General features: G+C 65.2%; 23 protein-coding genes and 1 tRNA gene. 10 read left to right on the forward strand and 14 right to left on the reverse strand.

Annotated elements, in window-relative coordinates; genetic code table 11:
* Position 1: 1 nt before the first annotated feature.
* The 3 genes from ABW18_RS19275 to ABW18_RS19285 are packed head-to-tail and all read right to left on the reverse strand — an operon-like array spanning position 2 to position 3,479.
* Positions 2-931: an ABC transporter permease gene (locus tag ABW18_RS19275; RefSeq protein ID WP_049700603.1), complete on the reverse strand. Its 930-nt coding sequence runs from the start codon at positions 929-931 to the stop codon at positions 2-4.
* Positions 931-1,887: an ABC transporter permease gene (locus ABW18_RS19280; RefSeq protein WP_049700604.1), complete on the reverse strand. Its 957-nt coding sequence runs from the start codon at positions 1,885-1,887 to the stop codon at positions 931-933. The genes ABW18_RS19275 and ABW18_RS19280 overlap by 1 nt, the downstream gene beginning before the upstream one ends.
* Positions 1,887-3,479 (reverse strand): ABC transporter substrate-binding protein, encoded by a 1,593-nt coding sequence (locus ABW18_RS19285; RefSeq protein ID WP_049700605.1) that lies wholly within the window; start codon positions 3,477-3,479, stop codon positions 1,887-1,889. Before ABW18_RS19285 ends, ABW18_RS19280 begins: the two co-directional genes overlap by 1 nt.
* 292 nt (positions 3,480-3,771) lie before the next feature.
* Here ABW18_RS19285 and ABW18_RS19290 point away from each other — a divergent pair, with 292 nt between their 5' ends.
* The 3 genes from ABW18_RS19290 (at position 3,772) to ABW18_RS23245 (ending at position 7,776) form a co-directional block, all read left to right on the forward strand.
* Positions 3,772-6,114: a sulfatase family protein gene (locus ABW18_RS19290; RefSeq protein WP_049700648.1), complete on the forward strand. Its 2,343-nt coding sequence runs from the start codon at positions 3,772-3,774 to the stop codon at positions 6,112-6,114.
* A gap of 107 nt (positions 6,115-6,221) precedes the next feature.
* Positions 6,222-7,205, forward strand: a complete 984-nt coding sequence (locus tag ABW18_RS19295) for a TauD/TfdA dioxygenase family protein (RefSeq protein WP_049700606.1) — start codon at positions 6,222-6,224, stop codon at positions 7,203-7,205.
* A gap of 145 nt (positions 7,206-7,350) precedes the next feature.
* Positions 7,351-7,776: a hypothetical protein gene (locus ABW18_RS23245; RefSeq protein WP_235434455.1), complete on the forward strand. Its 426-nt coding sequence runs from the start codon at positions 7,351-7,353 to the stop codon at positions 7,774-7,776.
* A 35-nt stretch (positions 7,777-7,811) separates the two neighbouring features.
* On the opposite strand, the gene ABW18_RS19305 is transcribed toward ABW18_RS23245, so the two are convergent.
* Positions 7,812-8,042, reverse strand: coding sequence for a hypothetical protein (locus ABW18_RS19305; protein WP_049700607.1), 231 nt, complete (start codon positions 8,040-8,042; stop codon positions 7,812-7,814).
* A gap of 433 nt (positions 8,043-8,475) precedes the next feature.
* Here ABW18_RS19305 and ABW18_RS19310 point away from each other — a divergent pair, with 433 nt between their 5' ends.
* Positions 8,476-8,733 carry a hypothetical protein gene (locus tag ABW18_RS19310; RefSeq protein ID WP_152930149.1) on the forward strand — a complete coding sequence of 86 codons (258 nt, stop codon included), beginning with the start codon at positions 8,476-8,478 and terminating at the stop codon, positions 8,731-8,733.
* 87 nt (positions 8,734-8,820) lie between these two features.
* Here ABW18_RS19310 and ABW18_RS19315 read toward each other — a convergent pair.
* Positions 8,821-8,896 (reverse strand) — tRNA-Thr (locus ABW18_RS19315).
* Positions 8,897-8,982: 86 nt separating this feature from the next.
* Entirely contained in the window at positions 8,983-9,813 is an 831-nt protein-coding gene (locus ABW18_RS19320; protein WP_049700650.1) for an esterase/lipase family protein, read from the reverse strand.
* Between the two features lie 130 nt (positions 9,814-9,943).
* On the opposite strand from ABW18_RS19320, the gene ABW18_RS19325 reads away from it, so the two are divergent.
* Complete coding sequence (locus ABW18_RS19325; RefSeq protein ID WP_049700609.1) at positions 9,944-10,645, forward strand: VOC family protein; 702 nt, start codon at positions 9,944-9,946, stop codon at positions 10,643-10,645.
* A gap of 6 nt (positions 10,646-10,651) precedes the next feature.
* On the opposite strand, the gene ABW18_RS19330 is transcribed toward ABW18_RS19325, so the two are convergent.
* Positions 10,652-11,521 carry a type IV toxin-antitoxin system AbiEi family antitoxin domain-containing protein gene (locus tag ABW18_RS19330; RefSeq protein ID WP_083444464.1) on the reverse strand — a complete coding sequence of 290 codons (870 nt, stop codon included), beginning with the start codon at positions 11,519-11,521 and terminating at the stop codon, positions 10,652-10,654.
* 284 nt (positions 11,522-11,805) lie between these two features.
* Here ABW18_RS19330 and ABW18_RS19335 point away from each other — a divergent pair, with 284 nt between their 5' ends.
* Both ABW18_RS19335 and ABW18_RS19340 read left to right on the forward strand, forming a co-directional pair.
* Entirely contained in the window at positions 11,806-12,504 is a 699-nt protein-coding gene (locus ABW18_RS19335; RefSeq protein ID WP_049700610.1) for a GntR family transcriptional regulator, read from the forward strand.
* Positions 12,501-13,754: an MFS transporter gene (locus tag ABW18_RS19340; protein WP_414651986.1), complete on the forward strand. Its 1,254-nt coding sequence runs from the start codon at positions 12,501-12,503 to the stop codon at positions 13,752-13,754. The genes ABW18_RS19335 and ABW18_RS19340 overlap by 4 nt, the downstream gene beginning before the upstream one ends.
* A 10-nt stretch (positions 13,755-13,764) precedes the next feature.
* Here ABW18_RS19340 and ABW18_RS19345 read toward each other — a convergent pair whose 3' ends face one another.
* Together ABW18_RS19345 and ABW18_RS19350 are read right to left on the reverse strand one after the other, a co-directional pair.
* The gene (locus ABW18_RS19345) at positions 13,765-14,223 is read right to left on the reverse strand and encodes a MarR family winged helix-turn-helix transcriptional regulator (protein ID WP_049700611.1); all 459 of its coding nucleotides are present in this window, start codon (positions 14,221-14,223) and stop codon (positions 13,765-13,767) included.
* The gene (locus tag ABW18_RS19350) at positions 14,216-15,619 is read right to left on the reverse strand and encodes an MFS transporter (RefSeq protein WP_083444465.1); all 1,404 of its coding nucleotides are present in this window, start codon (positions 15,617-15,619) and stop codon (positions 14,216-14,218) included. Before ABW18_RS19350 ends, ABW18_RS19345 begins: the two co-directional genes overlap by 8 nt.
* Positions 15,620-15,816: 197 nt before the next feature.
* Here ABW18_RS19350 and ABW18_RS19355 point away from each other — a divergent pair, with 197 nt between their 5' ends.
* Complete coding sequence (locus ABW18_RS19355; protein WP_049700613.1) at positions 15,817-17,886, forward strand: DUF6541 family protein; 2,070 nt, start codon at positions 15,817-15,819, stop codon at positions 17,884-17,886.
* 20 nt (positions 17,887-17,906) lie between these two features.
* Here ABW18_RS19355 and galE read toward each other — a convergent pair whose 3' ends face one another.
* The gene (gene galE / locus ABW18_RS19360) at positions 17,907-18,926 is read right to left on the reverse strand and encodes a UDP-glucose 4-epimerase GalE (RefSeq protein WP_049700614.1); all 1,020 of its coding nucleotides are present in this window, start codon (positions 18,924-18,926) and stop codon (positions 17,907-17,909) included.
* Between the two features lie 170 nt (positions 18,927-19,096).
* Here galE and ABW18_RS19365 point away from each other — a divergent pair, with 170 nt between their 5' ends.
* Complete coding sequence (locus ABW18_RS19365) at positions 19,097-19,870, forward strand: hypothetical protein (RefSeq protein ID WP_049700615.1); 774 nt, start codon at positions 19,097-19,099, stop codon at positions 19,868-19,870.
* Positions 19,871-19,964: 94 nt separating this feature from the next.
* Positions 19,965-20,933 carry an alpha/beta hydrolase gene (locus ABW18_RS19370; protein ID WP_049700616.1) on the forward strand — a complete coding sequence of 323 codons (969 nt, stop codon included), beginning with the start codon at positions 19,965-19,967 and terminating at the stop codon, positions 20,931-20,933.
* On the opposite strand, the gene ABW18_RS19375 is transcribed toward ABW18_RS19370, so the two are convergent.
* The 4 genes from ABW18_RS19375 to ABW18_RS19390 form a co-directional block, all read right to left on the reverse strand.
* Positions 20,879-21,877, reverse strand: a complete 999-nt coding sequence (locus tag ABW18_RS19375) for a tocopherol cyclase family protein (protein WP_049700653.1) — start codon at positions 21,875-21,877, stop codon at positions 20,879-20,881. The two genes, ABW18_RS19370 and ABW18_RS19375, sit on opposite strands and share 55 nt — an antisense overlap.
* A gap of 44 nt (positions 21,878-21,921) precedes the next feature.
* Positions 21,922-22,530, reverse strand: coding sequence for a hypothetical protein (locus ABW18_RS19380; protein ID WP_235434456.1), 609 nt, complete (start codon positions 22,528-22,530; stop codon positions 21,922-21,924).
* Between the two features lie 80 nt (positions 22,531-22,610).
* On the reverse strand, positions 22,611-23,150 hold the full coding sequence (locus tag ABW18_RS19385; protein WP_049700617.1) for a hypothetical protein: 540 nt from the start codon (positions 23,148-23,150) through the stop codon (positions 22,611-22,613).
* Positions 23,151-23,286: 136 nt separating this feature from the next.
* Positions 23,287-23,631, reverse strand: coding sequence for a hypothetical protein (locus tag ABW18_RS19390; protein ID WP_049700618.1), 345 nt, complete (start codon positions 23,629-23,631; stop codon positions 23,287-23,289).
* Between the last annotated feature and the right edge of the window lie 263 nt (positions 23,632-23,894).

Raw genomic sequence — 23,894 nt, forward strand, 5'->3', positions numbered from 1 at the left:
CTCACTGCCTCCTGCTGCGCGAAATGGATTGGGAAATCAGGTAGAAACCGAGGACGAGTGCTGTGATCACGATGAGCGGCGCCACCGAGAACCACGGATTGGTCTCGAGGTAGCTGTTTCCCGACGACAGAATGCCGCCGAGGGACGGCGTCGGGGGAGTCACACCGATACCGAGGAAGCTCAGTGCCCCTTCGACGAAGACGGCGAGTGATAGCGACAGCGCGAACTGGACCCCGAGTGACTCGATCGAATTGGGCAGTACGTGGCGGCGTAGGACGTAGCTGTTGCGGGCGCCGCTCACACGCGCCGCCTCGACGTAGGGCAGTTCTCTGACGCGCAGTACCGATGTGCGGGCGAGTCGGCCGAAGATGGGAATCTCCGCGAGCACGATGACGATTCCGATTGTGGTTGCGCCAGGAGACAATACGGCGGTCAGGGCGATACCGAGGACGAGCGCGGGAAAGGCGAGGATGACGTCAAAGGTGCGCTGTGCGATGACATCCGAGATCGGGTGGGAGACGGTGAGGACACCGATCGCGGTACCGAGAAGGGCGCCGATCGGTACCGCGATGAAGATGATCAGCAGATCCACCCGGATGCCGTAGAGCACCCGTGTCGCGACGTCGCGGTTGAGGTCGTCGGTGCCGAACCAGTGGTCGGCGCCGGGCGGCAACAGGTATGCGCCGTCGATCTGCTGGTCCGGTCCGTACGACGTCAGTAGCGGTGCGAGCAGGGCGAGCGCCGCGATGCCGAGCACCAGAACGCTTCCGACGAGGCCGCTCCCGGTGAGGAGACTGCGCCACAACGGCGTTCGGATTCGACGCCGCTCCTTGTCGGTGGGCGACTCCGGGATCAGACCCGGTTCGATATCTACGGCGGAGGCCCCGGTCGCGGACGTCGAGCCGGACGAGGTGGTCAGTGAGGTCGACATCAGTTACCTGCCAATCGGATTCGGGGATCGAGCCACGCATGCAGCACGTCGGCGAGCAGTTGGAGCACGACGAACACCGCGACCGACAGCAGCACGAGTACCTGCACGAGCGGATAGTCGCGGGCGAAGATGCCCTGCTCGGTCAGGAGTCCGAGCCCGGGCCAACCGAAGATGGCCTCGACCAGGATCGCCCCGCCGAGAAGGCCTCCGGTGACCAGCCCGAGTGCGGTCAGACTCGGTGGTAGCGCATTGCGTAGCGCGCTGTGAATGACGATGTCTCGCTTCGACACTCCGAGTGCTCGGGCCGTCGTCGCATACGGTTGCCGGAGTTCGGTGCGCAGCGCCTCGGTCAGGAAGCGGGCGAGTGTGGCGCCTGCCGGGAGCGCCAGGGCGACAGCGGGTAGCAGGAGGTACTGCGCGGTGATGCCTGGTTGGCTGAAGAGTCCGTCCGGCGGTGTGCCGCCTGCGGGGAGAAGTCGGAATTTGACGCCGAACACCAAGATCAACAGTGTGCTGACAACGAAGGTCGGAACCGCGATCGCTACCGCATTCACGCCGGTGACAAGGGAATTCACGAAGCGGTTGTCGTAAATCGTTGCCGACAAGCTCAACGCCAGTGCCAGGAGAACGGCCAGGATCAGTGCGGTGACGGTGAGCAGAATGGTGTGAACCAGTCCGAACGAGACGAGCGAACTGATCTCGCCACCGACCTGGTAGCTCTTGCCGAGATCGAACGTGAAGATGCCTGCGATCCAGGTGGCGTATTGGGCGATGAAGCCGCGATCAAGGCCGAGGTCGTGCCGGATCGCCGCCAACTGCTCGGGAGTGGCGTCGGGACCCGCGAGCGCTGATTCCGGTCCACCCGGGATCAATCGGACGATCGCGAAGATCAGCACGGAGGCCACGAACAGCACCAGGATCGCCGTCGGTATGCGGCGCAACAGATATCCGGTCATCAGGAGTTCCGTCCTTGCGTGTTGAGGTAGGTCTCGCCGAGGTGCAGTTGGGCACGCCTGTCCCAATCGACGTTTCCGACGGCGGGCGACGCCGCGGATTGTTGGAACACCACACCGATCTCGACGAGGAACAGATCGTTCAACCAGATGTCGTCGAGCTGCCGATATGCGGCCAGCGCCGCGGGCGACGTCGGATCGGGAGCATTCCAGGCCGCGTTGGCGGCCTTCGCGTAGTCGGGGTTGACGTAGTTGGAGGAGTTCTTCGCCGCGTTGAACGGGTACGCGGAGACGGCGAGCGTCGACGGCGTGAACTGTGCAAAGGCGTGCTGCAGCAACCAGATTCCGTCGAACTTGCCGCCGATCAGCTTTGACGACTGCACGGTGTTGTCGTTGGGGCGCAGCTCCACCGGGATGCCGACATCCTTGAGGTTCGACTGCACGATCTGCGCCACCACCCGGTCAACTCCCTGGGTGGAGTAGTCGAGAGTGATCGGTGCAACCTGCCCGTGCTCGGCGACGAGCTGGCGGGCACGGTTTACATCGCGTGTGTACGTCGTGTTCTTCGACGCGTCGTATGCGGGAGACCACTTGGGCCAGGGCAGGTTGACGACGTAGCCGCTCTTGCGGAAGACGTCGTTGATGATGCGTTCGCGGTCGATGGCGAAGGCGATCGCCTTGCGCAGGCGGACGTCCGCGAGCGCAGGGTTGGCCACGTTGATTCCCACGTACTCCTGCTGTTCGGCGCCGGTGTAGGTGATGCTGTTGAATCCGTATCTGCGCGTGGCCAATTCCTGGTCGTGATTGTTAAGTCCGTAGGCGAGGTCGATCTGGCCCGTGCGTAACCGGGTGTAGAGCGCCTGCTGGTCGGTGATGATGTTGAGGTCGATGGCGTCGAGATTGGCTCGGGGACCCCAGTAGGAGTCGTTGCGCACCAGGCGAACATCCGAGTTCGGCTGCCACGACGAGAAGCGGAACGGTCCCGTTCCGTTGAACACCTTGCCCGCACGCAGCCCGTCGAGGGTGTTGCCGTCGATGATCGGTGCAGAGTCGAGCAGGTCGAAGACGTTGCTGAGCGGGTGGTCGAAGGTCAGCACCACGCGGTGCGGATTGCTGGTGTCATATCCGGTGATCGCGGCGGCGGTCCGCTTGAACTGCGGTGTCCACGGCCCGGCGGTGTACGCCTTCAGTGAGCTCTCGACGTCGGCGGAGGTGAATGCCCGACCGTCGTGGTAGCGCACGTCGTCGCGCAGATCGAGCGCGAGGGAGCGGCCGTCCGGGGCGAGTTGCCAGCGTGTGGCCAGCGACGGCTGGACGGTGAGATCGTCGCGCGAGTAGCGGATCAGGGTGTCGAAGACGTTCGACACCACGTGGCCGTTCATGCTGCCGGTGCCGATCTGCAAGAAGGTCTTCGGGCTCAGGTCGTTGAGCACGCCGACGCGCAGCGTGCCGCCCTGTGGCGGCTTGTGACCCGGCGGCAGGGCGGTCGCTGTCGAGTTCTGCTGCTGTGAGACAGCGGAGGTGCACGCGGTTGCCGTGGCCATCGTCAGCAGTGCGACGAGCGCGAGCAGTGCGGCTCGTGTGCGAGTGGGCATGGTCTTCGGATTCTCTTCCGTCCGATGGGCTGGGGAATGGGGGCTGGGGTTGGGGGCGTGGTCGGTCATGCGGCAGAAGCCGATCCGGACATCGACCACCCGACGCACGGCCGCGGGTTGGTGTACGTCGTCGAATACGAGCAACTGTGAGGGCATACGGGTGGCGACTTCAAGCTCACGGCGCCTTTCTCGGCAGCGTCGGAGAAAGGGTTGACAGACCGACCCACCGTGCGAATGGTGTGTGATGCGTAACCGCGGACAGCGGCGGTCGCACGATCTTCGAGGAGTGACGATGGCAGACGGCAACAGCGAAATACCTGACTACGCACGAGGTTACGAAGGCTTCGAGGGTCGGGTCGGACGCACGTCGTCGCAGTCGACACCCTGGTGGAAGCCCGAACCGAGTGCGCCGGCGGGTGCTCCGAACATCGTCGTCGTGCTCATCGACGACATGGGCTACTCCGACATCTCGCCGTTCGGCGCGGAGATCGATACCCCCAACATCGCAGCGCTCGCAGAGCGTGGATTCCGACTGTCGAACTACCACACGACGCCGGTCTGTTCACCCGCTCGGGCCGCTCTGCTGACGGGACTCAACCCGCATCGTGCCGGCTACGGCAGTGTGGCGAACTCCGATCCGGGCTTCCCCGGTCTACGTCTCGAACTCGCCGACGACGTGCTCTCCCTTCCGGAGATACTGCGCGCCAACGGCTATGCCACGTACGCGGTCGGTAAGTGGCACCTCGCCCGCGACGCCAACATGAGTCCCGGTCGTACACGCGACTCGTGGCCGCTGCAGCGCGGGTTCGACTCCTATTACGGCTCACTCGAAGGGCTGAATTCGTTCTTCTACCCCAACCAGCTCATCGCCGACAATTCAGTCGTCGACGTCGACGAGTACCCCGATGACTACTACGTCACCGACGACCTCACCGATCGTGCTGTCGCGCAGATCAAGTCGCTGCGGGCACACGATGCCGACAAACCCTTCTTCCTCTACTTCGCGCACATCGCGATGCATGGTCCGCATCAGGTCAAGGAGTCCGACCTCGAGAAGTACCGCGGAAAGTACGCGGACGGGTGGGATGCTGTGCGCCAGAGACGATTCGAACGACAGGTCGCGGAAGGCCTCTTCGACGAGGGCACCCCGATCGCCGAGCGCAACACCGAGCCCGGCTACGACGCGCCACCCTGGGACGAACTCGATGTTGCCGAGCAGGAGCGCTTCGCGAAGTACCAGGAAGTGTATGCGGCCATGGTCGATTCGGTCGATCAGAGCGTCGGGCGTATCGTCGACACCCTGACCGAGCTCGGCGAACTCGACAACACGATCATCGTGTTCACGTCAGACAACGGCGGTACCGCCGAAGGCGGTCCGGTCGGAACCCGTTCGTACTTCAGCCAATTCGTGCACGGCCCGGTGCCGTCGGACTGGGAGCGCGACGTTCCCCACGACGAGGACCTGATCGGTAGTGCGGCTCTCGGGGTGCACTATCCGCGTGGGTGGGGCCAGGCGTCGAACACGCCCTTCCGCTTCTACAAGGGGCAGACCTTTGCCGGAGGTGTGCGGGTGCCGTTCGTGCTGTCGTGGCCAGACGGTCTGCCGCGTGACGCGGACGACAGCGGTGTTCGCCGACAGTATGCCTACGTGACAGATCTGGTGCCGACGCTGCTCGAGTTGGCGGGCGTCGAGGCACCGACCGAGCGGCACGGCAAACCCGCGCAATCGCGCGACGGTGTCAGTGCCGCAGGGTTTCTGCGCGATGGAGCGTCGAACTCGGATCACACCGAGCAGTACGCCGAGTTCGGCGGACACCGCGGGTTCTATCGGGAAGGCTGGAAGCTGCTGTCACTGCACCGGGATCCCGATCGCGTCGACGACCCGGAGTGGGAACTCTACGACGTGACAACCGATCCCGCGGAGACGCACGACGTCGCCGCGGAGCATCCGGACGTCGTTGCCGAGCTGGCGCGCGCGTGGGACGAAGCGGCATGGCGCAATACTGTGTTCCCGCTGTACGATTCGCCGGCCGATCAGGGGCGTCGACGACCCGACGAAGAACGCTACAGCGACCCGGTGCGCATCCTCGCCGGCACACCGACACTCGAGCGGTACCGGTCGAGCAAGCTCATCGCATACCGAGACTTCGACATCGAGATCGAACTGCGCGACTGGACACGTGCCGACGAAGGTGTGCTGGTCGCACACGGCGATCCCCAGGGCGGCTATCTGCTCTGCATCGAAGACGGCACAGCACATTTCGTGTTCAACAGCTACGGCCGTATTGCGCGCGTATCCGGTGAGCTACCCGACGGTGTCGACACACTGGTACTCCGTGCCGTCGCGACGCCCCAGGTGCGGTGGGACTTCGTACTCGAGGCGTCGAGTGGCGGGCAGGTCGAGGTAATCGCCAAGTTGGACAACCAGTTCCAGCTCGTCGGCATGGCCCCGTGGACGGGAATCTCCGTCGGGCTCGACGCGCGCGGTCCCGTCGATCTGGAGCTGCGGGAGCGGCGCGGCGTGTTCCGCTTCGGCAGCGCACTACGCGCGGTGACGTACCAGCCAGGCGCCGTGCGGGTTCCGGCCGCTATCCGCCGCGAGATCGACGAGAGCGCCGAATATCACGCCGACTGAGTATCGCGGCGACGCAAGGTTGTAATCGGTGTGGGCGAGAACCTGTCGCCGCGCGCCGATCAGTGGAGAAATCGAAGTAACGACGAAATCAGCCAAGGAGTACACCCGTGACACTGACCGACATCGAACGACGCACCGACAGCGAGTCCGCTGCGCAGGCCCTTTACGACGACGCGTCGATCACCGTGACCAAGCTCGGCGAGAACATCGGAGCCAAGGTCGAGGGCGTCCGCCTCGGCGGAGACCTCTCCACCGAGCAGGTCGAGGCGATCCGCACCGCGCTCGCCGTCAACAAGGTCATCGCCTTCACCGGGCAGGACCACCTCGACGACGAGACCCAGTATGCGTTCGCGTCGTTGCTCGGTGAACCGACAGCACCGCACCCGACGGTGACGTCGCGCGGCGATCAGCTGCTCACCATCGAAGGTGCCGCGAACAGTTGGCATACGGACGTGACCTTCGTCGACCGCATCCCGAAGGCGTCGCTGCTGCGGCCAATCGTGTTGCCCGCCTACGGTGGTGCGACCACCTGGGCGTCGACCGTCGCCGCCTACGAGCAGTTGCCCAAGCCGCTGCGCTCGCTCGTCGAGGAACTGTGGGCCACGCACTCCAACCTGTACGACTATGTGGGACAGAAGGAGCCGTCCGGCGGCGTCGACGTTGTGCAGAAGGAGGAGCACTACGCCGAGTTCACCAGCTCCGAGTACGAGACGCTGCATCCCGTCGTCCGCGTGCACCCGGAGACCGGTGAGCGCAGCCTGCTCCTCGGCCACTTCGCCAAGGAGTTCCGCGGCCTGAAGGCGTCGGAGTTCGCCAATCTGTACCAACTGCTGCAGGCTCGGATCACCAAGCTGGAGAACACCTTCCGCTGGAATTGGAGCTACGGCGACCTGGTGATCTGGGACAACCGGGCGACCCAGCACTACGGCATCGCCGACTTCGGCAATAAGAAGCGTCAGCTGCATCGGATCACCCTGGCCGGCGACGTGCCCGTCGACGTCAACGGGCAGCAGAGCCAGATCATCCAGGGCGACGCGTCGCACTACTCGTCGGTGGAGCAGCCCCGACGTCTGGCGGTGTTCGCTGCCTGATCCTGCTCGCCGGAGATTCTCCGGAGAGTGCACGATGCGGTCGGACCACGTGCTGGGTCCGGCCGCATCGTGCGTTCTACATTGCGTCGTCTGGCCTGTGGATGACTCCCGTGGCATAGGGCTTTCTGCGCATTACACTCCTCGCATGTCGAAGAGGATAGTGGTCGGAATCTGTTGTGGTGCAGCGCTCGTGCTGTCGCTGGCCGGTTGTTCATTGCCGGGTGAGCCGGTGGCGCAATCGAATTCGGGTGCCACCGATATCACGACGAGCACCGCGGACTCCGCCACGGCTCAGCCGACCGGGCCCTCGGTGGGCACTGCGACGATGAAAGTGGTCGGCGGTCCGACGCCGGTCACCATCCGCTACCGCATCAACGGCGGGCCGGAGACCAGAACCGAGTCCGCCGTAACGCTGCCGTGGAGCAAGGACTACCCGGTGTACAACGAGGTCTCGTCGAGCGTCAGCGTGACCGGCGGTACCGAGGTTGGTTGCGCGATCATGATGGGCAGCAGCCTGGTCCCGTACAAGACCGAGCCCAACCCGACCTGCGAGTTCGCGTACTACGGGTGATCAGGCGCCAGCGCTATTGGGCTGGTGTTCGCGGTTCAGAGCTGGTTCAGCGTGGCACCGAGTCCGCGTCGTTCCAGGCTGATTTGCAGGCTCTTGCTCGGCTCATTGGTTTGCAGCCATGTTCGAACACCTTCGACCTGCTCCTCGCGGGGCGCATCGAGCAAGTGAAGAATGGTCAGCAGTTGACCTGCCATTGCGGGCTGCGGGAGATTGACGTCGACAGGGAGATAGACGCTGTCGTCCCAAAGACGATTCGCAATACCCATGATTCCATCCCGCGGGTCGACACAAACTTCAGATCAAACCCATGTTCTCGTTGATCCATATCGAGCGTACGGCTACACGAATCAGTGCGTCACTATGACGGCGCGAATTGTGGGAAGCGTCCCCGCTTCGTCGACGCCGACAATCTGAAGAACAACATACGACGAGAGCAGTAGCTCGCCTTGGTGCGAGCGCACCGTCGCCCAGCGGAGGTATCCAGAGCGCTGGTGTTCCAGCGGGCACCTCGACCTCGAGCAACGCCGGTCCGTCACCAGACGGTGGACGCGTGAACTCACTGGCGGCGACTGCCCTATGAACCGACGTTGCGAAGTAGCCCGATAGAGGAACGGTCTGGCCAATCAGGTCACTGAGGGCGCTCGTATCCAACCCGAACACCTTTGGAGCGTTGCGAACGCCCCGGTAAACGAGCACTCGTTGCGCCAACCGATGTCGCTCGATCAGTACATCGAGAATGTCGGCCCGTTCGACCATGAGCGCGTCGTCGGACTCCTCGCGGGCGACACGTTGAAACTCCTGATACGTGCGGTCGTCGCGCTGCCAGAGGGAGATTATGTGCCGACTCTCATCGTCGAGAATTGCTGCGTCGGAGGCATACTCGGCATCGAGGACACGAGCGGCAGCCTGTCCGTCTTGCCCGCCTGGACCGCCGATAGGCTGCGGTCCCGGTGGTAGCGTCAGCGTCTGCCCTTCCGGTCGTGATGACCACCAGAAGGTCACCGCGTCCGAAGAATCGTAGCCGTTGGTGTGGCCAGAGGGCACTGGAGCCGCCTAGGAGAATCGAACTCCTGACCTATTCATTACGAGTGAATCGCTCTACCGACTGAGCTAAGGCGGCGTGCTGCGCGAGGCAGCGCTCACGAGTGTAGCGAGCCGCGTCGGTGGAACCAAAACCGGCACCGAGACCGGGCATGGTGGGTGCCCTCAGAATGGGAAGTCGCGGTCGCACGGGACCGCGACCGGCGAGCTCGGGTCGAGTGCATTCTGCACCAGCGCGGCCACGGTCGGCGAGTAGATCATGCCCAGATGCCCGACCGTCGACGCCGGGCACACGTTCTGCACGACGACGTTCGTGACGTTCGGCGCGGGTTCCATCAGTGCGTTACGCAGCGGGAAGACCACTTCGTCGTGCGTGGTGGCCAGGTTGACGTACTTGATGTTCGAGTGGTTGGGCCCGTTGTCGCCCTCGCCGCGCGGCACGGGCTTACCGCCGAACGAGTAGCCGCGGTTCGCTCCGGATATATCGACGATGGTGCCGATCTGTGCGGCTCTGCCGGGCAACTGCGTGACCGACTGCGCAACCGCTGCGCCCTGCGAGTGTCCGACGAGGTCGACGGTGCTCGCCCCGGTCTCGCGACGGACGTGGTCGATGAATGTGGCGAGCTGCTGCGTCGACGTCGCTCTGGGCGCCAGTCCGCCGACCGAACCGCTTCCCGGTACCTGGCCGAACGTGAAGGTGTAGACGCAAAAACCCGCGTTGGCCAGCGTCGGAGCGAGGAATGACCACGCTGACGACTGATTCGAGGTCGTGCCGTGCACCAGGATGACGGGATCGCGGTCGTACCGATCGTGACAGTCGGGTCGATTCGCGCCGGCGGGGGCGGCGTCGGCGGGCCCGGTCAGCCCGTCGCGTTGGGCGGCCACCACGTCGGTGGTCACCGGGAACGGGTCGGCGAGTGCCGCGCCGGCCCCGAATGATGTCCCCACCAGACCTGCTACCGCGAGCACCAGCGCCGCACATGCGCGTGTGTGCATGCCGTCGATCATCCCAGAATGTGCCGTCTCGCGGTGGTCGACGAAGAACTGCGTGAACTCCCGACAACCAGTTCATCTCGATCAGACACAACCGCGACCCACATACGACGATCCGCCGTACCGTCGGGCTATGGCCCCTTCTCCGCGAAAGCCCGTCACCGCAGCAGACGCCAGCACTCGGCTGTCCGACCCCTGGCGGGTCATCGGCAACAGCGTGCGTGCGGGGTACGACACCGGCTCGATGGCTCGCGGCGTGCGCTTCCTCCATCGGATCGCGCAGGAAGCAGAGATCGCCGACCACCACCCCGACATCGATCTGCGTTACGGCACAATCCATCTCACTCTCTCGACGCACAGTGCGCACCGCATCACCGAAGCCGACGTCGGGCTGGCGAACCTCATCGCACAGATCGCTCGCGAGCTTGAACTCGAACCGCTCGCCATGCCGGAGGCCCGCTTCGACGTCGCCATCGACGCCCTCGACATCGACAAGATCCGACCCTTCTGGATCGCTGTGCTCGGCTACAAGCAACTCGACGGCGACGCGCGCGAGCTCGAAGCGGCCGACCTCGTCGACCCCGCCGGACGTCTCCCCGCGATCTGGTTCCAACAGATGGACACCGAACGGGCTGAACGCAACCGGATACACCTCGACCTCTGGATCCCGCACGACGAGGTGGAAGCCCGAATGCGCGCCGCACTCGACGCCGGCGGCACGCTGGTCACCGACGAGTTCGCGCCCTCGTGGTGGGTACTCGCCGACGCCGAGGGCAACGAGCTGTGCCTGTGCACCTGGCAGGAGCGCGACGACAAGGGTTACGTCGGCGCTTAGCACGCCTCACTGCGCGAAAGCGCCCACGATCTCGGTGATGTCGTCGAGGGTTTGCTCCCAGCCGTACAGCACGTCGTCGTAGGTCAGCCGAAGGGTGGGTCGGCCCTGCGTGAGTGATCTGCGGTCGCGGTGCCGATCGTTGGTGTAGTTCGCAGGGCTGAGGTGGTAGAGCTTGCTGTCGCATTCGATCAGGAGCCGGCCGATCCGCAGGTCCGCGTGCTCGGCTTCGGATATCTCGGGTTGTACCTCGACCTCGAAACCGGCCCGGCGACAACGGACTCGGGTCAGACTCTCGGTCCCGGACATCGACCGCGGATCGCATTCGAGAAGCAGGGCCTCGATGAGTGGACTCGTCTGGGGCAGCATCAGGCGAAGGTCATCGACATCGATGTCGAGCGTGTGCATCGCCGAATCGAGCGTGGCGATCGTGTCGTCGTCCTTCATGCAGCCCGCGGCGCACACCAGAGACAGACCGATGGTGTCGGTGATGGTGGTGACGGGAAGTGGCGCGCCGGGAAGTGTGCAGTAGTCCGCGCGCCTCGGTGTCGCGCTCTTGCCTGCGCGCACATGGAGCGATTCGTATCCGGGCGGCACCCACAACTTGTGCTTGGTGAGCGCCGACGCGCAGGAGAGTGCGCCATAGCGTTTGGCTGCAGCCACGGCATCCGGATCGGCTTCGGGCTGGGCGTACCAGCCGCGACGCGGAACGAGGAGTTCGCCGCGACGTACCTTTCTGCGCAGGTCGGCGTCGGTGAGCCCGCGTGCCCTTAGCTCCGGCCGAGAAAAGACGCCGAGGTTGACCGCGTCGGGGTCGATTGCGCCGAGCGGAAGCGCATCGGGAGTGAGGTCGGGGTTCACCGGAGGTCGAATAACCATGGCATTTGGACGTACACCGTCCGCAAAGGTTCCAAGCCGTTCCCGTTTTCAGTCATTTTCAGAGGTGCCCGGCCGCAAAAGCCCAGGTCGGATCGCCGAGACGGTTCAGAAATGACTGAAAACGGGAGACCCCAGAACGTGAGGCCCACAAGCGGGAGAGTCAAGGCGGCCTGGCGTGACGCACACGAGTATGTCGTGCCTCCGCGGAGAAATCGGTGTCGCACCGCCCCGACTAGCTCACAAAGATTCGACTAGCTAAGCAATCAGGAGTACAACTTGTATCTATGTTGGATCTGAGCGCCACATCGGCGGCCGATCGGGTGTACGACGAGGTCAAGGAACTCATCCTGACCAACGCCATCGCCGGTGGTGAGCTGATCAGCGAGGGCGAGGTGGCGCAGCGCTGCGAGGTCAGTCGCACCCCGGTCCGTGAAGCGTTTCTTCGGTTGCAGGCAGAAGGCTGGATGCGGCTGTACCCGAAACGCGGCGCGCTGGTGCTGCCGGTGACCGACACCGAGGCCCGCGACGTTGTCGACGCCCGGATTCTCATCGAGTCTCACGCGGTGCGCGGTCTCGTCGCCCGCGGCCTGCCCACCGGCGACCTGGTGGCGGACCTGCGCCGCAACCTGTCCGCACACGCAAACGTGGGACCCGACGACATCGCCGACTTCTCCCGTCTCGACGCGCAGTTCCACCAGCTCATCGTCTCGGCCGGGGCCAACGGCGTACTCGCCGACTTCTACCTCGGTCTCGCAGAACGCCAGCGGCGCATGACCACCGCGAGCGTGCACCGGGAGCCGACCATGACGCCCCGGATCATTGCCGAGCACACCGCGCTCGTCGACGCCATCGAATGCGCAGACGCCGACAGATTCACATCACTGCTCGTCGACCACGTCGCGGGTGTTCATCGCATCGACGATGTCTACGCCGTCCACGCGACCGACGCGAGCGCCGCCCACACAGAGGAAGGACAACGGTGACTACCACCGCAGACAACGCCACCCCCACGGTGACCGGTCCGACGGTTCGTCGCACCGCGTGGATCGCGGTGGCACTTGCCGTCTTCGCATCGGCCTGGGGTGGAAACGAATTCACGCCGCTGCTCGTGATGTACCGCGAGACTGGCAATTTCGGGGCCGTCGCGGTCGACGCGTTGCTGTTCCTCTATGTGGTCGGCATCGTGCCCTCGCTGTTGATCGGCGGTCCACTGTCGGATCGGTACGGGCGTCGCCCGTTGATGTTGCCCGCACCGGTGTTCGCCGCGGTGGGGTCGCTGCTCCTGGCACTCGGTGCGAATTCTGTTGTGCTGCTGTCGATCGGACGCGTGTTCAGCGGAATCGCGTTGGGACTGTCGATGGCGGTCGGCGGCAGTTGGATCACGGAGTTGTCGGTACGTGGTGGCGCCGGAGCGGCATCAGGGGCCCGGCGCGCCGCGATGAGCCTCACCGCCGGATTCGGCATCGGTGCGGGCGTCGCCGGTGCGCTGGCTCAGTGGGCACCGTGGCCGCACGTGCTCGCCTACCTGGTGAACATCTCGCTTGCGGCCATCGCTCTGGTGCTCCTGCTTGTCCGCGCACCCGAAACGCGTTCGCCCAGTAGCACTCCCGGACGACTCGTCGACGACCTGAAGATCCCGTCGGCAGCGCACCGTCGGTTCCTGTTCGTGGTGCTGCCGGTTGCGCCCTGGGTGTTCGGCGCATGCGCGTCGGCGTACGCGATCATCCCCGCGCTGATGTCGGCGCGCACCGCCGGAGCGCCGATCGCGTTCGCCGCGCTGTGCTGTGTGCTCGGACTCGCGGCGGGTTTCGGCATCCAGTCGCTGGGACGTCGAATCGACAACCCCGACGGTGTGCGCGGCGTCGCCGCCGCCCTCACGGTGTTGGCTGTCGGAATGGCGTTGGCGGCGTTGGCTGCTCACATGTTGACGATCTGGATGTCGCTGATCGCTGCGACGGTTCTCGGCTGCGGCTACGGCATGGCGATGATCGCAGGGCTCCTCGAGGTGCAACGGATCGCGGCTCGCAGCGGCCGCAACGACCTCGCCGGGCTCACCGCGGTGTTCTACAGCGTGACCTACCTGGGCTTCGCGATTCCGGCTGTGCTGGCTTTGATCACCGAGTTCTGGCACGCGGTCACCTACACGCACATGTTCATCTTCGGGATCGTCGCGGCGCTGCTGTGTCTCGCCGTCGCGCTGTACGGGCATCGTCGGCACGCCGTGACAGCCTGACCGATAGGGGTCAGGTCCGCCCAGGGCTCCTGGTGAACATCTTGTGCAGCAGTTCCAGTTCGGCGGTGGAGGCCGTGGTCAGTACGTCGGGCGCCGGATCGTCGACGTCCCAGACGGTTTGGAGAACCTCGCGTCCGGCGTCGGTGATACGTACCTCTTTTCGACGACGGTCGCTCGACGACGGCTCGCGCACCACATATCCCGCGGACTCGAGGTCGGTTACCGCGACCGACGCCGCGGGGGCATCGATGGTGGCGGCGTGAGCGATCTCGGTGATCGTCAGCGGGCCGTTCCGCAACCGCTTCAGCACCCGAATCCTGCTGAACGGCAACCCTGTTTCGGCTACCACCGTGCGTCGCCACGCGTCGCGTGAATCTGTCACGAACGAGGTGAGTTCGCGCCAGACCTGCGCGACGAGTTCGTCGTGGGGGGCAGCGCCGTGCTCGTCGGCTGCTCCGGGTTCAGGCATGGGACATCTCCGGTTCGATCAACCGATCTGAGACGGTCTGCGCGGTGCGTAGCGCCCACGGTGTGGTGGACACGATACCGAGTACGAGAATCGCTGCACTGAAAGCGATCACGATCCACCACATGGCCGTCATCGCCGTCGAGAAGTCGATGGCCGTGTGCGCGGCGGCCAAGCCGGTGACGCTACCGGCAAGTGCCACACCGAGACTCACGCCGATCTGACGGCTCGTCGACGCCACGGCGCTGGCAGCTCCGGCTCGATGTCGGGGCATGCCTGCGACCGCGGAGTTGGTGATGGGCGCATTGATCATCCCGAAGCCCAGTCCGAAGATGAAGAACATGAAGGCCAGCAGGGGGACCGGGGTGGCGTCGTCGATGAACAGCATCATCGACGAACTGATGAGAAGTGCGATCCCGGCGATCACGAGCGACGGTCGGGTGCCCCAGCGACCGACTGCGCGCCCGGAGAGTGGCGAGCAGATCAGGACCGCTATCGCGGGTGGAACGAGCATCGCACCGGTGCCGACGGCGCTGAATCCGCGGTCCTCCTGTAGGTAGAGCGACATCAGGAACAAGAACCCGCCCCAGTTGGCGAACGCGCAGATCGCGATCACGGTTGCCGACGCGAACGGGACGCTGCCGAAGAATCGGAGGTCGATGAACGGGTCGTCGTGGCGTCGTTCCCACAGGAGGAAGCCGACGAAAGCGGCTGCGGCGACCGCGAATACGATTACGGTGCGCGGAGATCCCCACCCGTGGCCAGGGCCCTCGATGAGGCCGTAGACCGCGCCGCCGAGTGCGATCATCGCCAACGCCTGTCCGACGGGATCGAGTGTCCGCATGATGGGCGAGCGTGATTCGGGGACCAGGATGGCGGTGAGCACGATCGCGATCAGACAGATCGGCAGGTTGATCCAGAACACCGCACGCCACCCGATGGTGTCGATGAGCACGCCGCCGACGATCGGGCCGGCGGCCATCGAGATTCCGACCACCGATCCCCACACGCCGATCGCGCGGGCGCGCTCGCGAGGGTCGACGAAGATCTGCGTGATGATCGACATCGCTACGGGGTTGAGCATCGACCCACCGACGGCCTGCAGGGCGCGGGCGGCGATCAGGACGCCGACGCTCGGCGCGAGGCTGCACGCCAGCGATCCGACCGCGAACGTGACCAGACCGATCTGGAACAACCGCTTCCGGCCGTACCGGTCGGCGGTGGCTCCGGACACCATCAACAGACTGGCCAGCACCAGCGTGTAGATGTCGATGACCCACTGCAACGACGACACGCTCGCGTTCAGATCCGTGCGGATCGCCGGCAGGGCGACGTTGACGATGGTGGCGTCCATCGACACGATCAGCAGGCTCATGCAGCAGGTGCCGAGGATCGCCATCTTCCTGCGCGGCGTCAGCTCGACGGAGGTAGTTGTGGACATACAAAGATTGTAGAACTACAAGCATTCGACGTCCAGGGGTCATGGCACACGGTCAACGGTGACAAGAGGGTGGCGCGGTAACCTGCACGAGGTCGACCGGTTCAACGGACCGGGATGAATCCGGTTCGGGCCGGTGAGTGAGAGGACGGGTGTCAGTGCTGCTCGGGGCGTGGGTGAGTGTGGTGACCGTCGTCCTGCTCATTGTTCCCGGGGCGTGTGTCGGTCGTCGGATGACGCTGAGCTGGCCCGTCGCGATTGCAGCGGGCGCGCCGATCACGTTCGCGATCGTGAGCGTGTCCACCGTCCTCTACGGCGCGATCGGTTTCGAATGGAACGTCATCACCGCGCTGGTCGCCGTCCTCGTCGCGTATGCGCTGGCCTGGGTTTATGCCGCGCTGCTGGGCACGCGGGCGGGACGTCGAATCGCTCCTGCACCGGGCGCGACGTCGACCTCGGAGGACGGGACGGTCGACGCCCCGCTGAGCTGGCGTGCGGCGCTGCGCGGGGGCATCGGTATCGCGCTCGGGGCGATCATCATCGCGATCACGTGCATCAGGCCAATCGCCAATACCGCGTTCGCCGGACTCGACAGCATTCCTCAGGTCTGGGATTCGCTCTGGCATGCGAGTTCGCTGCGCTGGATTCACGAGACCGGCGTCGGATCGTCGTTGCGCATGGGCGAGCTCATGAACTACGACACCCACGGCTTCAACTACTACCCGAATACGTGGCACGCGCTCGGCGCTCTTGAGATTCCGCTGACCGGCGCGAACCCGGTGCAGCTGTACAACACCTACTCGCCCGCGACGTTGGCGGTCACGGTCACGCTCGGCGTCGCGTCACTCGCGTACTGGTTTGCGCGCCACCGCTTCGACACCTCGACGTCGGCGTTGATCGCCGGTGTTGCGGGCGCGGTGGCGGCGCTGTTCCCGTCGCTGCCGTATGTCGAGGTGCAGTTGACCTCGGTGCCGAATGCCGTGGGTGTGTCGATGGCGCCTATCGCCGCGGTGCTGACGATCAGTGCGGTGCGCGATCGACGTCGGGTGCTGCCCGCGGCCGTCGCGGTCTCCGGCGTCACGGCGACGCACCCGTCCGGTCTGATCCTGGTGGGTGTGATCGTCGGGGTGTGGTGGCTGTTCGAGGCGCTGCGTCGGCCCGTGCACAGCCGCGTCGGAGACTTCGTCACCCTGGCGATCGCCGGGCTGGCGACGGTCGTTCTGGTCTTCCCGGTGGTACTGGGCACGATTCGCGTCGCCGATACCAACGAACTGCCGTTCTTCGACTTCCGTGTCGACACGGTCGGTGTGCTCGAAGGGCTTTCGCAGGCGCTGTTCAACGGCACGGTGCCGTTGCAGACGCAGGACTATCCGGTGTGGGGTCTGGTGATCCTCACCGTGCTCGGTGCTGTTGCACTGCTGTGGCTACGGTGTTGGGGCGGGCTGGTGACCTGGGCAATCTTCGTTTTGGTCACCGCCAATTCGGTTGTCTCGCTTGGCCCGCTGTCGGCGCCGCTCGGGGTGATCGGCGGCTACTTCTACAACTCGCCACATCGGCTGACGTTCGTGGTGGCACTGTTCTGTGCGGCGGCCGCGGGCGTCGCGTTGGGAATCGCGGCGTTGGCCGTGTCGCGGTGGGTGGCGCGGTCGGGGTCCGGCGACCGCGTTGCGACGCAGCGACGTTGGGCTGTTCCGGTCACGTTTGCCGTCCTGCTGGTGTTGATCGCGGGCGCTGCTGTGTGGCGTTACCCGTCGAACGCGCAGATCGCGTCGAAGGAACGGGGCGAAAAGCTGGTCGGCAGAGACGATCTCGCCGCGTACCACTGGCTCGATCGTCAGCCAGACGCGCACGACGCGCTGATCCTGAACAACCTCGATCAGGGCACCGGGTGGCTGTATCCGGTGACCGGACTGACCCCGTTGTTCTCGTTCTATCGGGCAAACGAGTTCTCCGAACGCCAGCGCGACTTGTACTGGGGGACAGCGCAAATCGGCGCCGATCCGCACGTCGATCAGATCGTCCGCGACATGAACGTGCACTACGTCATCGACAGTCCGCCGAGTTACTGGCCGTTCCAGAACGGTGTCCCCGACCCGGAGCACGGTGTGCAGGGCGACCCGTTCCTGGCGCTCCGGGAGCACGGCGCGCCGGGGCTGACGCCGGTGTTCCGGCAGGGCAACGTGACGGTGTATCGGGTCAACGAGAACGTGCTCACCGCGCCGCGCTGAACCGCTGCGAGCTGTACCCCTCAGGCGTCCGGGTAGCCCTCCGGGTTGTTCGACTGCCAGCGCCAGGTGTCGACGCACATGTCGTCGATTGTCTTGCCCGCGAACCAGTTCAGCTCCTTGTTCGCCCTCGTCGGGTCGGCGTACGACGCCGCGATGTCGCCGGCTCGACGCGGTGCGATCTCGTAGGGGATCGGCTTACCGCTGGCGCGTTCGAAGGCCTGCACCACCTGCAGTACCGAAACACCCTGTCCGGTACCGAGATTCCAGGTCGACATGGGTTCGGACCCTGCGCTGATTCGTTCCAGTGCTGCGACATGCCCCGCGGCGAGGTCGTCGACGTGGATGTAGTCGCGCACGCCGGTGCCGTCGGGGGTGTCGTAGTCGTCGCCGAAGATCGAGAGCTTCTCCCGACGTCCGACGGCGACCTGTGCGACGAACGGCATCAGGTTGTTGGGGATACCGCTGGGGTCCTCGCCGATCTGTCCGCTCGGGTGGGCGCCGACCGGGTTGAAGTAGCGCAGCGCGGCGATGCGCCAGGCGGGATCGCTGGCGGCGACGTCGCGCAGCACCTGCTCGATCATCACCTTGGTCCAGCCGTACGGATTGGTCGCCGACGTCGGGGAGTCCTCGGTCATCGGGAGTACCGGCTCTGCGCCGTACACCGTGGCCGACGACGAGAACACCAACCGGTGCACGTCGTGGCGTCGCATCGCGCGGAGCAGCGAGAATGTGCTGCCCAGGTTGTTCTCGTAGTACTCGAGCGGCTTGGCCACCGACTCGCCGACCGCCTTGAACCCCGCGAAGTGGATCACGGCGTCGACGTCCTCGTGGTCGAAGAACTTCTCCGTCTTGTCGACGTCGGTGAGATCAAAGGAGTGGACCGGTATGTGGACGCCGGTGAGGCCCTCGAGCCGGCCGATGACCGTCGGCTTGGCGTTGCTGAAGTCATCGACGACGACGACGTCGTGTCCTGCTTCGACGAGTCGGATCACGGTGTGTGAGCCGATGTAGCCGGCCCCTCCACTGACGAGTACACGCATGACAATCACGGTAAGCGGTCGGACTGGGATTCATCCACGCGGACCCTGTGAGCTACCCCTCGGTGAACAGTTTGCTGCGAAGCACGCTCTCGGGTTGCGGTGGTCGAGCGCGTGAGGCCGAATGTGGTGATGGAGTCGTATGAACTCGTGAGGCCGAGGGGCGACGTGCGATGCTGACTGCCGAGGTTGCTTCGTTCGACATCGCCGCTGCCGCGGGCTGGTACTCGGCGGTGGCGGGTCTGCTCGCGGGTTTCGCCCTGCTGGCGGTACTGCTACCGCTCGACCATGACACCCGCGACGACGATGCCGAGGCTGCAGGGGCGAGCGGCGTGATCGTGTTCACCAGCGCGTTCTTCTCGCTGCTGATCCTCGCGTTCAGCTATGCGATCCTCTCGGGTCGGTCGAACGGTCCGGTGGCCGCGCATGAACAGCAGCTCAACGGTGCCGCGTTCGGCCTGGCGTCGCTGTTGCTGCTGCTCGGTTTGCGGGAGGTGCTGCGGCTTTACGGCACCAACCGGTCGATCATGCAGCCTGCGCAGAACCTCGTCGCTCGCACCACGGCTTTGTGGGGGCCGATGATCGTGGTGGCGTTGCAGTTCAGCAACACCCTCGACACCGAGGCGCTGCGCGAGGGCGGCCAACTGCGATTGGAGTGGCCATTCTCCAGCGGCATCCTGATCAATCTCGGGGTGTCGATTGTGGCCATCATTCTGATCGTGTTGGTGCCCGTCGTCGGGCGGAACCGGCACGTCGCGGCCAAGACGACGGCGGTGATCGGCAGGGTGACCCTCGGATTCACGGTGGTCGTCACCCTGTGGTGTGCGTTGGTGGTGCCACTGCTGCCGTCGGATTTTGTGCTCGGTGCGGTGCTGGAACATGTGACGCTCGCAGTGGCCGCGGTAGCCGCCGTCGTGTACTCGTGGGCGGCGTGGCTGACCCGTTGAGCCGCTCGAGGTAGGCCGCCGGTTGCTGACACGAAAGACCCGGTCTGACAAGCTGTGCTCACCGGAATCTGGGTCGCGAGCGAGACGAGGGGTCATGGGGTCAGAGCGCACCGATGTGGAGTTCACGTCCGACGGCGTCGTCATCCGAGCTTGGCTCTATCGACCAAATGTGCCGAATCCGCCGATCATCGTGATGGCGCATGGCCTCGGCGGCGTCAAGACCATGAGGCTCGACGCCTTCGCCGAGCGTTTCGCCGACGCGGGGTACGCATGCCTTGTCTTCGACTACCGACACTTCGGCGACAGCGACGGCGAGCCGAGGCAGCTGCTGTCGGTGCACAGACAACTCGCCGACTACGACGCCGCGATCACCTACGCGAAGTCGCTCGACGGGGTCGACGCTGCTCGGGTCGTCGTGTGGGTATCGTCGTTCTCCGGCGGACACGCGCTGACGTTGGCGTCGCGCCATCCCGGGCTCGCCGCGGCGATTTCGCAGTGCCCGTTCACCAGCGGTATCGCGTCCCTGACCGCACTCGACCCGATCTCGTCGGCAAAGGTCACGGCGCGCGCAATCGCCGACCTTGCGTCGAGTGCGGTGGGTCGCGACCCGGTGACGGTGGGGCTGACCGGACACGGTCACGACGCCGCGCTGATGACCGCACCGGACGCCGAGTCGGGCTACCTGTCGTTGGTGCCCGACGGGGCGTCGTTCTCCGATCGTGTCACCGCGCGCACCGGTCTCGCGATTCCGCTCTACTCGCCTGCGCGGAAGGCATCGCGTATCAGCATCCCTACATTCGTCGCGATCTGCGAGACCGACAGTGTCGCCCCATCCGGTCCGACAATGCGTGCGGTACAAAGCAATCCGCACATCACAGCGAAGATCTACCCGTACGGACACTTCGATATCTACGTCGGTGACGCCTTCGAGGACGTCGTCGCCGACGAGGTGGGATTCTTGCGCGACGTCGTACCCGTCAACCCTCAGCGAGCGAGCGCGGCCGACGCTCACGCCGGGCGGTCACCGATCTCGAGTCCCGCCAGCGACGAGGTGCCGTCGTAGATGACGCGACCCCATTCCCGCACGGTGCAGCGCAGGGTCCCGTCGAGGAATTCGTAATCGGTGTCCACGTTGCGCCGCTCGTGCGGTATCGGCACCGGCAGCACGGGCGGTTCTCCGACACCGTGGCCGTCGAGTTCGATGGCGAATCGCACTGTGCGCGCGGTGATGTGCCAGTGCCAGGTGTTCCGGTCGAAGTGGTAGCTGGTCAGTGCGGGCGGGGTGATGCGCAGCACCCGAAAGCCGATGCGCACGACCACTCCGGTGACTTCCTGCTTCACCGGGCCGAGTTCGAGTAGCCCACCGGAGAACGCGACGCACACGTCGTCGTCGCCGAAGTCATGCGCCTCGCCCCACCACCACCGCTGCGGGAAACCGGCACCCCAGTTGCGTTCGCAGTAGAGCCGGGCGTCGTCGAACCGCCAGTCCACGCCGGGTCCGGTGACCGTTGCCGACGCCCGGCCGCCAAGACAGTAGGCGTGCCAGTACTGGTTGAGGAACGGGATCGAAGAGAACACCCCGCCGCCGCCGAACGCCTTCGGCCAGGGTCGGGTGTTGTCGACACGCAGGTCGACGGTGACGTCGTCGATGGTCAGAGCGACGCCGCCTCGATTGGCATCGAGGTAATTCCCCTGTTCCTGCGCGCGGACGGAGAACTCGCGAGGATCGGCCACCGCAGCACCGATCGCTGCCTGGCGCACGACGGCGCCGGGTTCGAGCACGATGGCCGCCGTCGACCAGTCCCCGGCGTCGTGGCGGTTGCAACTGCACAGTGCGACCACTGCGCGGCCGGTTGCCCGGTCGGTCAGCCGCCAGAACCAGCCCTCCATCTCGGTGCCGTGGGACGGCAAGGGGTCGCCGTATGGGACATCGGCACCGGTGCGGCGATAGAGCGCCACGAGTTCGCGGAGCGGCCAGTCGAGGGGGCGCATACCCGAGTGTGGCATCCGGGCGGGATCTGCATGCGAGTCCTGCGTGATGTCGCGTCGAGTCACTTCGGGCAGGTGTGCGTCGCCACGGCACCACCCGCGAGCGTTCCGATCGGCCCGACAGTCGGCGGCGAGAGGCACTGCATCACGCCGCCGAGCGTCGGGGTGAGGGTGCGCGGGTCGAATTGGAATGTCCAACGCAGGTGCAGATCCGGCGACGGTCGTCGACCGGGGTACATGCCGAACGCCTCGGGAAGCGTCGAACCGGGTCCGCGCCCGACGAAGGCATAGCGCCGAGTGCCGGGGGCACCCTGATTTGCACTGTGGAGCTTGCGTAACACCGTGAAGAAGTACGGGGCGCTGCCCGGACTGTCCTGACGGTAGATCCCCGCGAACTCGTAGACCTGGACGCCCGTGGCGAACAGTGCCTGGTAGGGCAGGTTCGCCACGTCGTTGACGATCGATACGTTTGTCGGTGCGGCGTCGGCGTGGGTGCTTTGCGTGAACGTCACGCCGCCGGCCACCGCCACGGCGACCAGCGCCGTTGTGACACGGGTGCCGAGAACCTTGCAGCCGGTACGGCGAGCCGAACCCATGCTGACCTCCGATGGTCGACGCCCCGACAGACCTCCCTCTCGCTCCAGAGTGTCGACGGTCGACGGGTGTGTCATCCCACGCGACTCAATGAAACGAACCTGTTATCGGCGACAAGGGCCTAGCTGACCATCGGTGGCCTTTCGGTCACAGTGGCTCAGCCGCCGCAACGATTTCCGAGGATCGCGGCGCCGCCCGTCAGCGGTCCGATGGGGCCGGAGATGAGCTTCGGGCACGGCAGGGGGTGCGGGTCGTAGCTCAGTGGCTGCAGCGTCCGAGGATCGACCCGGAAGTAGAAGTTGCCGACGTTGTGCGGCTCGGGGCGCAGGCGCGAGTAGAGGGCGAACACCTCCGGCAGCTGTGTGCCGGGACCGAGTCCGACGAACCCGTATCGCAGGCTCCCCGGCTTGCCATCGCGTGGGTTGTTCAGCTTCCGGAGCACGGTGTAGTAGTAACGCGGTGTGATTCCGGTTGAATCGGACGTGCCGCGAACCGTCGTCGCATACTCGTATACCTGCACGCCCGCGCCGAAGAGTGCCTGGTAGGTCAGGTCGCCGAGTTGGTCGACCTGGTGGATGCCGGGTTGTGTCGGCGCGGCGTGCGCGCTGGGTGCTGTTGCTACCGCCGCGCCGCTCGCGATGGTTGCCGCGGCGAGTGCGGCGACGACGCCGCGACGAATACGTGAAGCTGTGACCATGAGAATCTCCGATGCCGAGTGTGCTGGACGAACCCCTGTATTAGGGGATTCGTAGCGGCGTCGAAAATCGTTAGCCTGCGTAATTCAATGAGACGACGGCGGAGGCCTCGGTGTCGATAAATCCCATTCGAAGTGCTCAGTCACCCACCCGGCTCCAGAATTTCCCCTCAATTCCGTTGTCTCGCAGAAACTCCTCCAAATCGTCTGTGTATGTGAACCGATCCTTGATGGTCGGCAGCAGTTCGTCGTCGGATTCGAGGCCGAGTAGGTCCCGGAGCCGTGCGACCGCGTCGGACGAGAACTGCTTCTTGAACTCGTACTCGTAGGCACCGAAGAATTGCTCGACGCCGCCGCCGAGGTCGTGGCCTTCGATCATGAGTCCACCGTCGTCGGTGAGCCGGACGACTCGCAGCATGGTGCCCTTGCTGTCGTGGACGTTGGTGATGACCACACTGTTCGGGGGTTGGGGTCCTGGGTTCATCTGCCGCCTTGCGGTCGAGAGGGATTCAGGATGGGACTTCGCGGGAGAGTGGGGCCTCGGAAGGACTTTTCTCGATTCCGAGAATAGCACTTATCGCAAGTGTGCGTAAAGCGTCCGACCGCGACGCTGACCTGTTGAACATGAGACGACGGGCCAGTCTTCTGGGTGCCCGGCATGCCCGGGCGGTGCGCGGCGTGAGGGCTGATGTCGGCGGCTGTCAGTGCAGCCACCTGATCTGTGTGCAGCCACCTTCGGCAGTGCAG

This window comes from Gordonia jacobaea, assembly GCF_001186365.1.
In the GTDB taxonomy this organism is placed as follows: domain Bacteria; phylum Actinomycetota; class Actinomycetes; order Mycobacteriales; family Mycobacteriaceae; genus Gordonia; species Gordonia jacobaea.

Excerpts from the sequence above, each read along its gene's own strand:
- ABW18_RS19290 (WP_049700648.1), top strand. The coding sequence starts at position 3,772 with ATGGCAGACGGCAACAGCGAAATACCTGACTACGCACGAGGTTACGAA.
- ABW18_RS19285 (WP_049700605.1), bottom strand. The coding sequence starts at position 3,479 with ATGCCCACTCGCACACGAGCCGCACTGCTCGCGCTCGTCGCACTGCTG.
- ABW18_RS19330 (WP_083444464.1), bottom strand. The coding sequence starts at position 11,521 with ATGGTTATTCGACCTCCGGTGAACCCCGACCTCACTCCCGATGCGCTT.
- ABW18_RS19350 (WP_083444465.1), bottom strand. The coding sequence starts at position 15,619 with ATGGCGATCCTCGGCACCTGCTGCATGAGCCTGCTGATCGTGTCGATG.
- ABW18_RS19320 (WP_049700650.1), bottom strand. The coding sequence starts at position 9,813 with ATGCACACACGCGCATGTGCGGCGCTGGTGCTCGCGGTAGCAGGTCTG.
- ABW18_RS19305 (WP_049700607.1), bottom strand. The coding sequence starts at position 8,042 with ATGGGTATTGCGAATCGTCTTTGGGACGACAGCGTCTATCTCCCTGTC.
- galE (WP_049700614.1), bottom strand. The coding sequence starts at position 18,926 with ATGCGTGTACTCGTCAGTGGAGGGGCCGGCTACATCGGCTCACACACC.
- ABW18_RS23245 (WP_235434455.1), top strand. The coding sequence starts at position 7,351 with ATGTCGAAGAGGATAGTGGTCGGAATCTGTTGTGGTGCAGCGCTCGTG.
- ABW18_RS19325 (WP_049700609.1), top strand. The coding sequence starts at position 9,944 with ATGGCCCCTTCTCCGCGAAAGCCCGTCACCGCAGCAGACGCCAGCACT.
- ABW18_RS19385 (WP_049700617.1), bottom strand. The coding sequence starts at position 23,150 with ATGGTCACAGCTTCACGTATTCGTCGCGGCGTCGTCGCCGCACTCGCC.
- ABW18_RS19275 (WP_049700603.1), bottom strand. The coding sequence starts at position 931 with ATGTCGACCTCACTGACCACCTCGTCCGGCTCGACGTCCGCGACCGGG.
- ABW18_RS19280 (WP_049700604.1), bottom strand. The coding sequence starts at position 1,887 with ATGACCGGATATCTGTTGCGCCGCATACCGACGGCGATCCTGGTGCTG.
- ABW18_RS19375 (WP_049700653.1), bottom strand. The coding sequence starts at position 21,877 with ATGCCACACTCGGGTATGCGCCCCCTCGACTGGCCGCTCCGCGAACTC.
- ABW18_RS19345 (WP_049700611.1), bottom strand. The coding sequence starts at position 14,223 with ATGCCTGAACCCGGAGCAGCCGACGAGCACGGCGCTGCCCCCCACGAC.
- ABW18_RS19390 (WP_049700618.1), bottom strand. The coding sequence starts at position 23,631 with ATGAACCCAGGACCCCAACCCCCGAACAGTGTGGTCATCACCAACGTC.
- ABW18_RS19365 (WP_049700615.1), top strand. The coding sequence starts at position 19,097 with ATGCTGACTGCCGAGGTTGCTTCGTTCGACATCGCCGCTGCCGCGGGC.
- ABW18_RS19335 (WP_049700610.1), top strand. The coding sequence starts at position 11,806 with ATGTTGGATCTGAGCGCCACATCGGCGGCCGATCGGGTGTACGACGAG.
- ABW18_RS19380 (WP_235434456.1), bottom strand. The coding sequence starts at position 22,530 with ATGACACACCCGTCGACCGTCGACACTCTGGAGCGAGAGGGAGGTCTG.
- ABW18_RS19370 (WP_049700616.1), top strand. The coding sequence starts at position 19,965 with ATGGGGTCAGAGCGCACCGATGTGGAGTTCACGTCCGACGGCGTCGTC.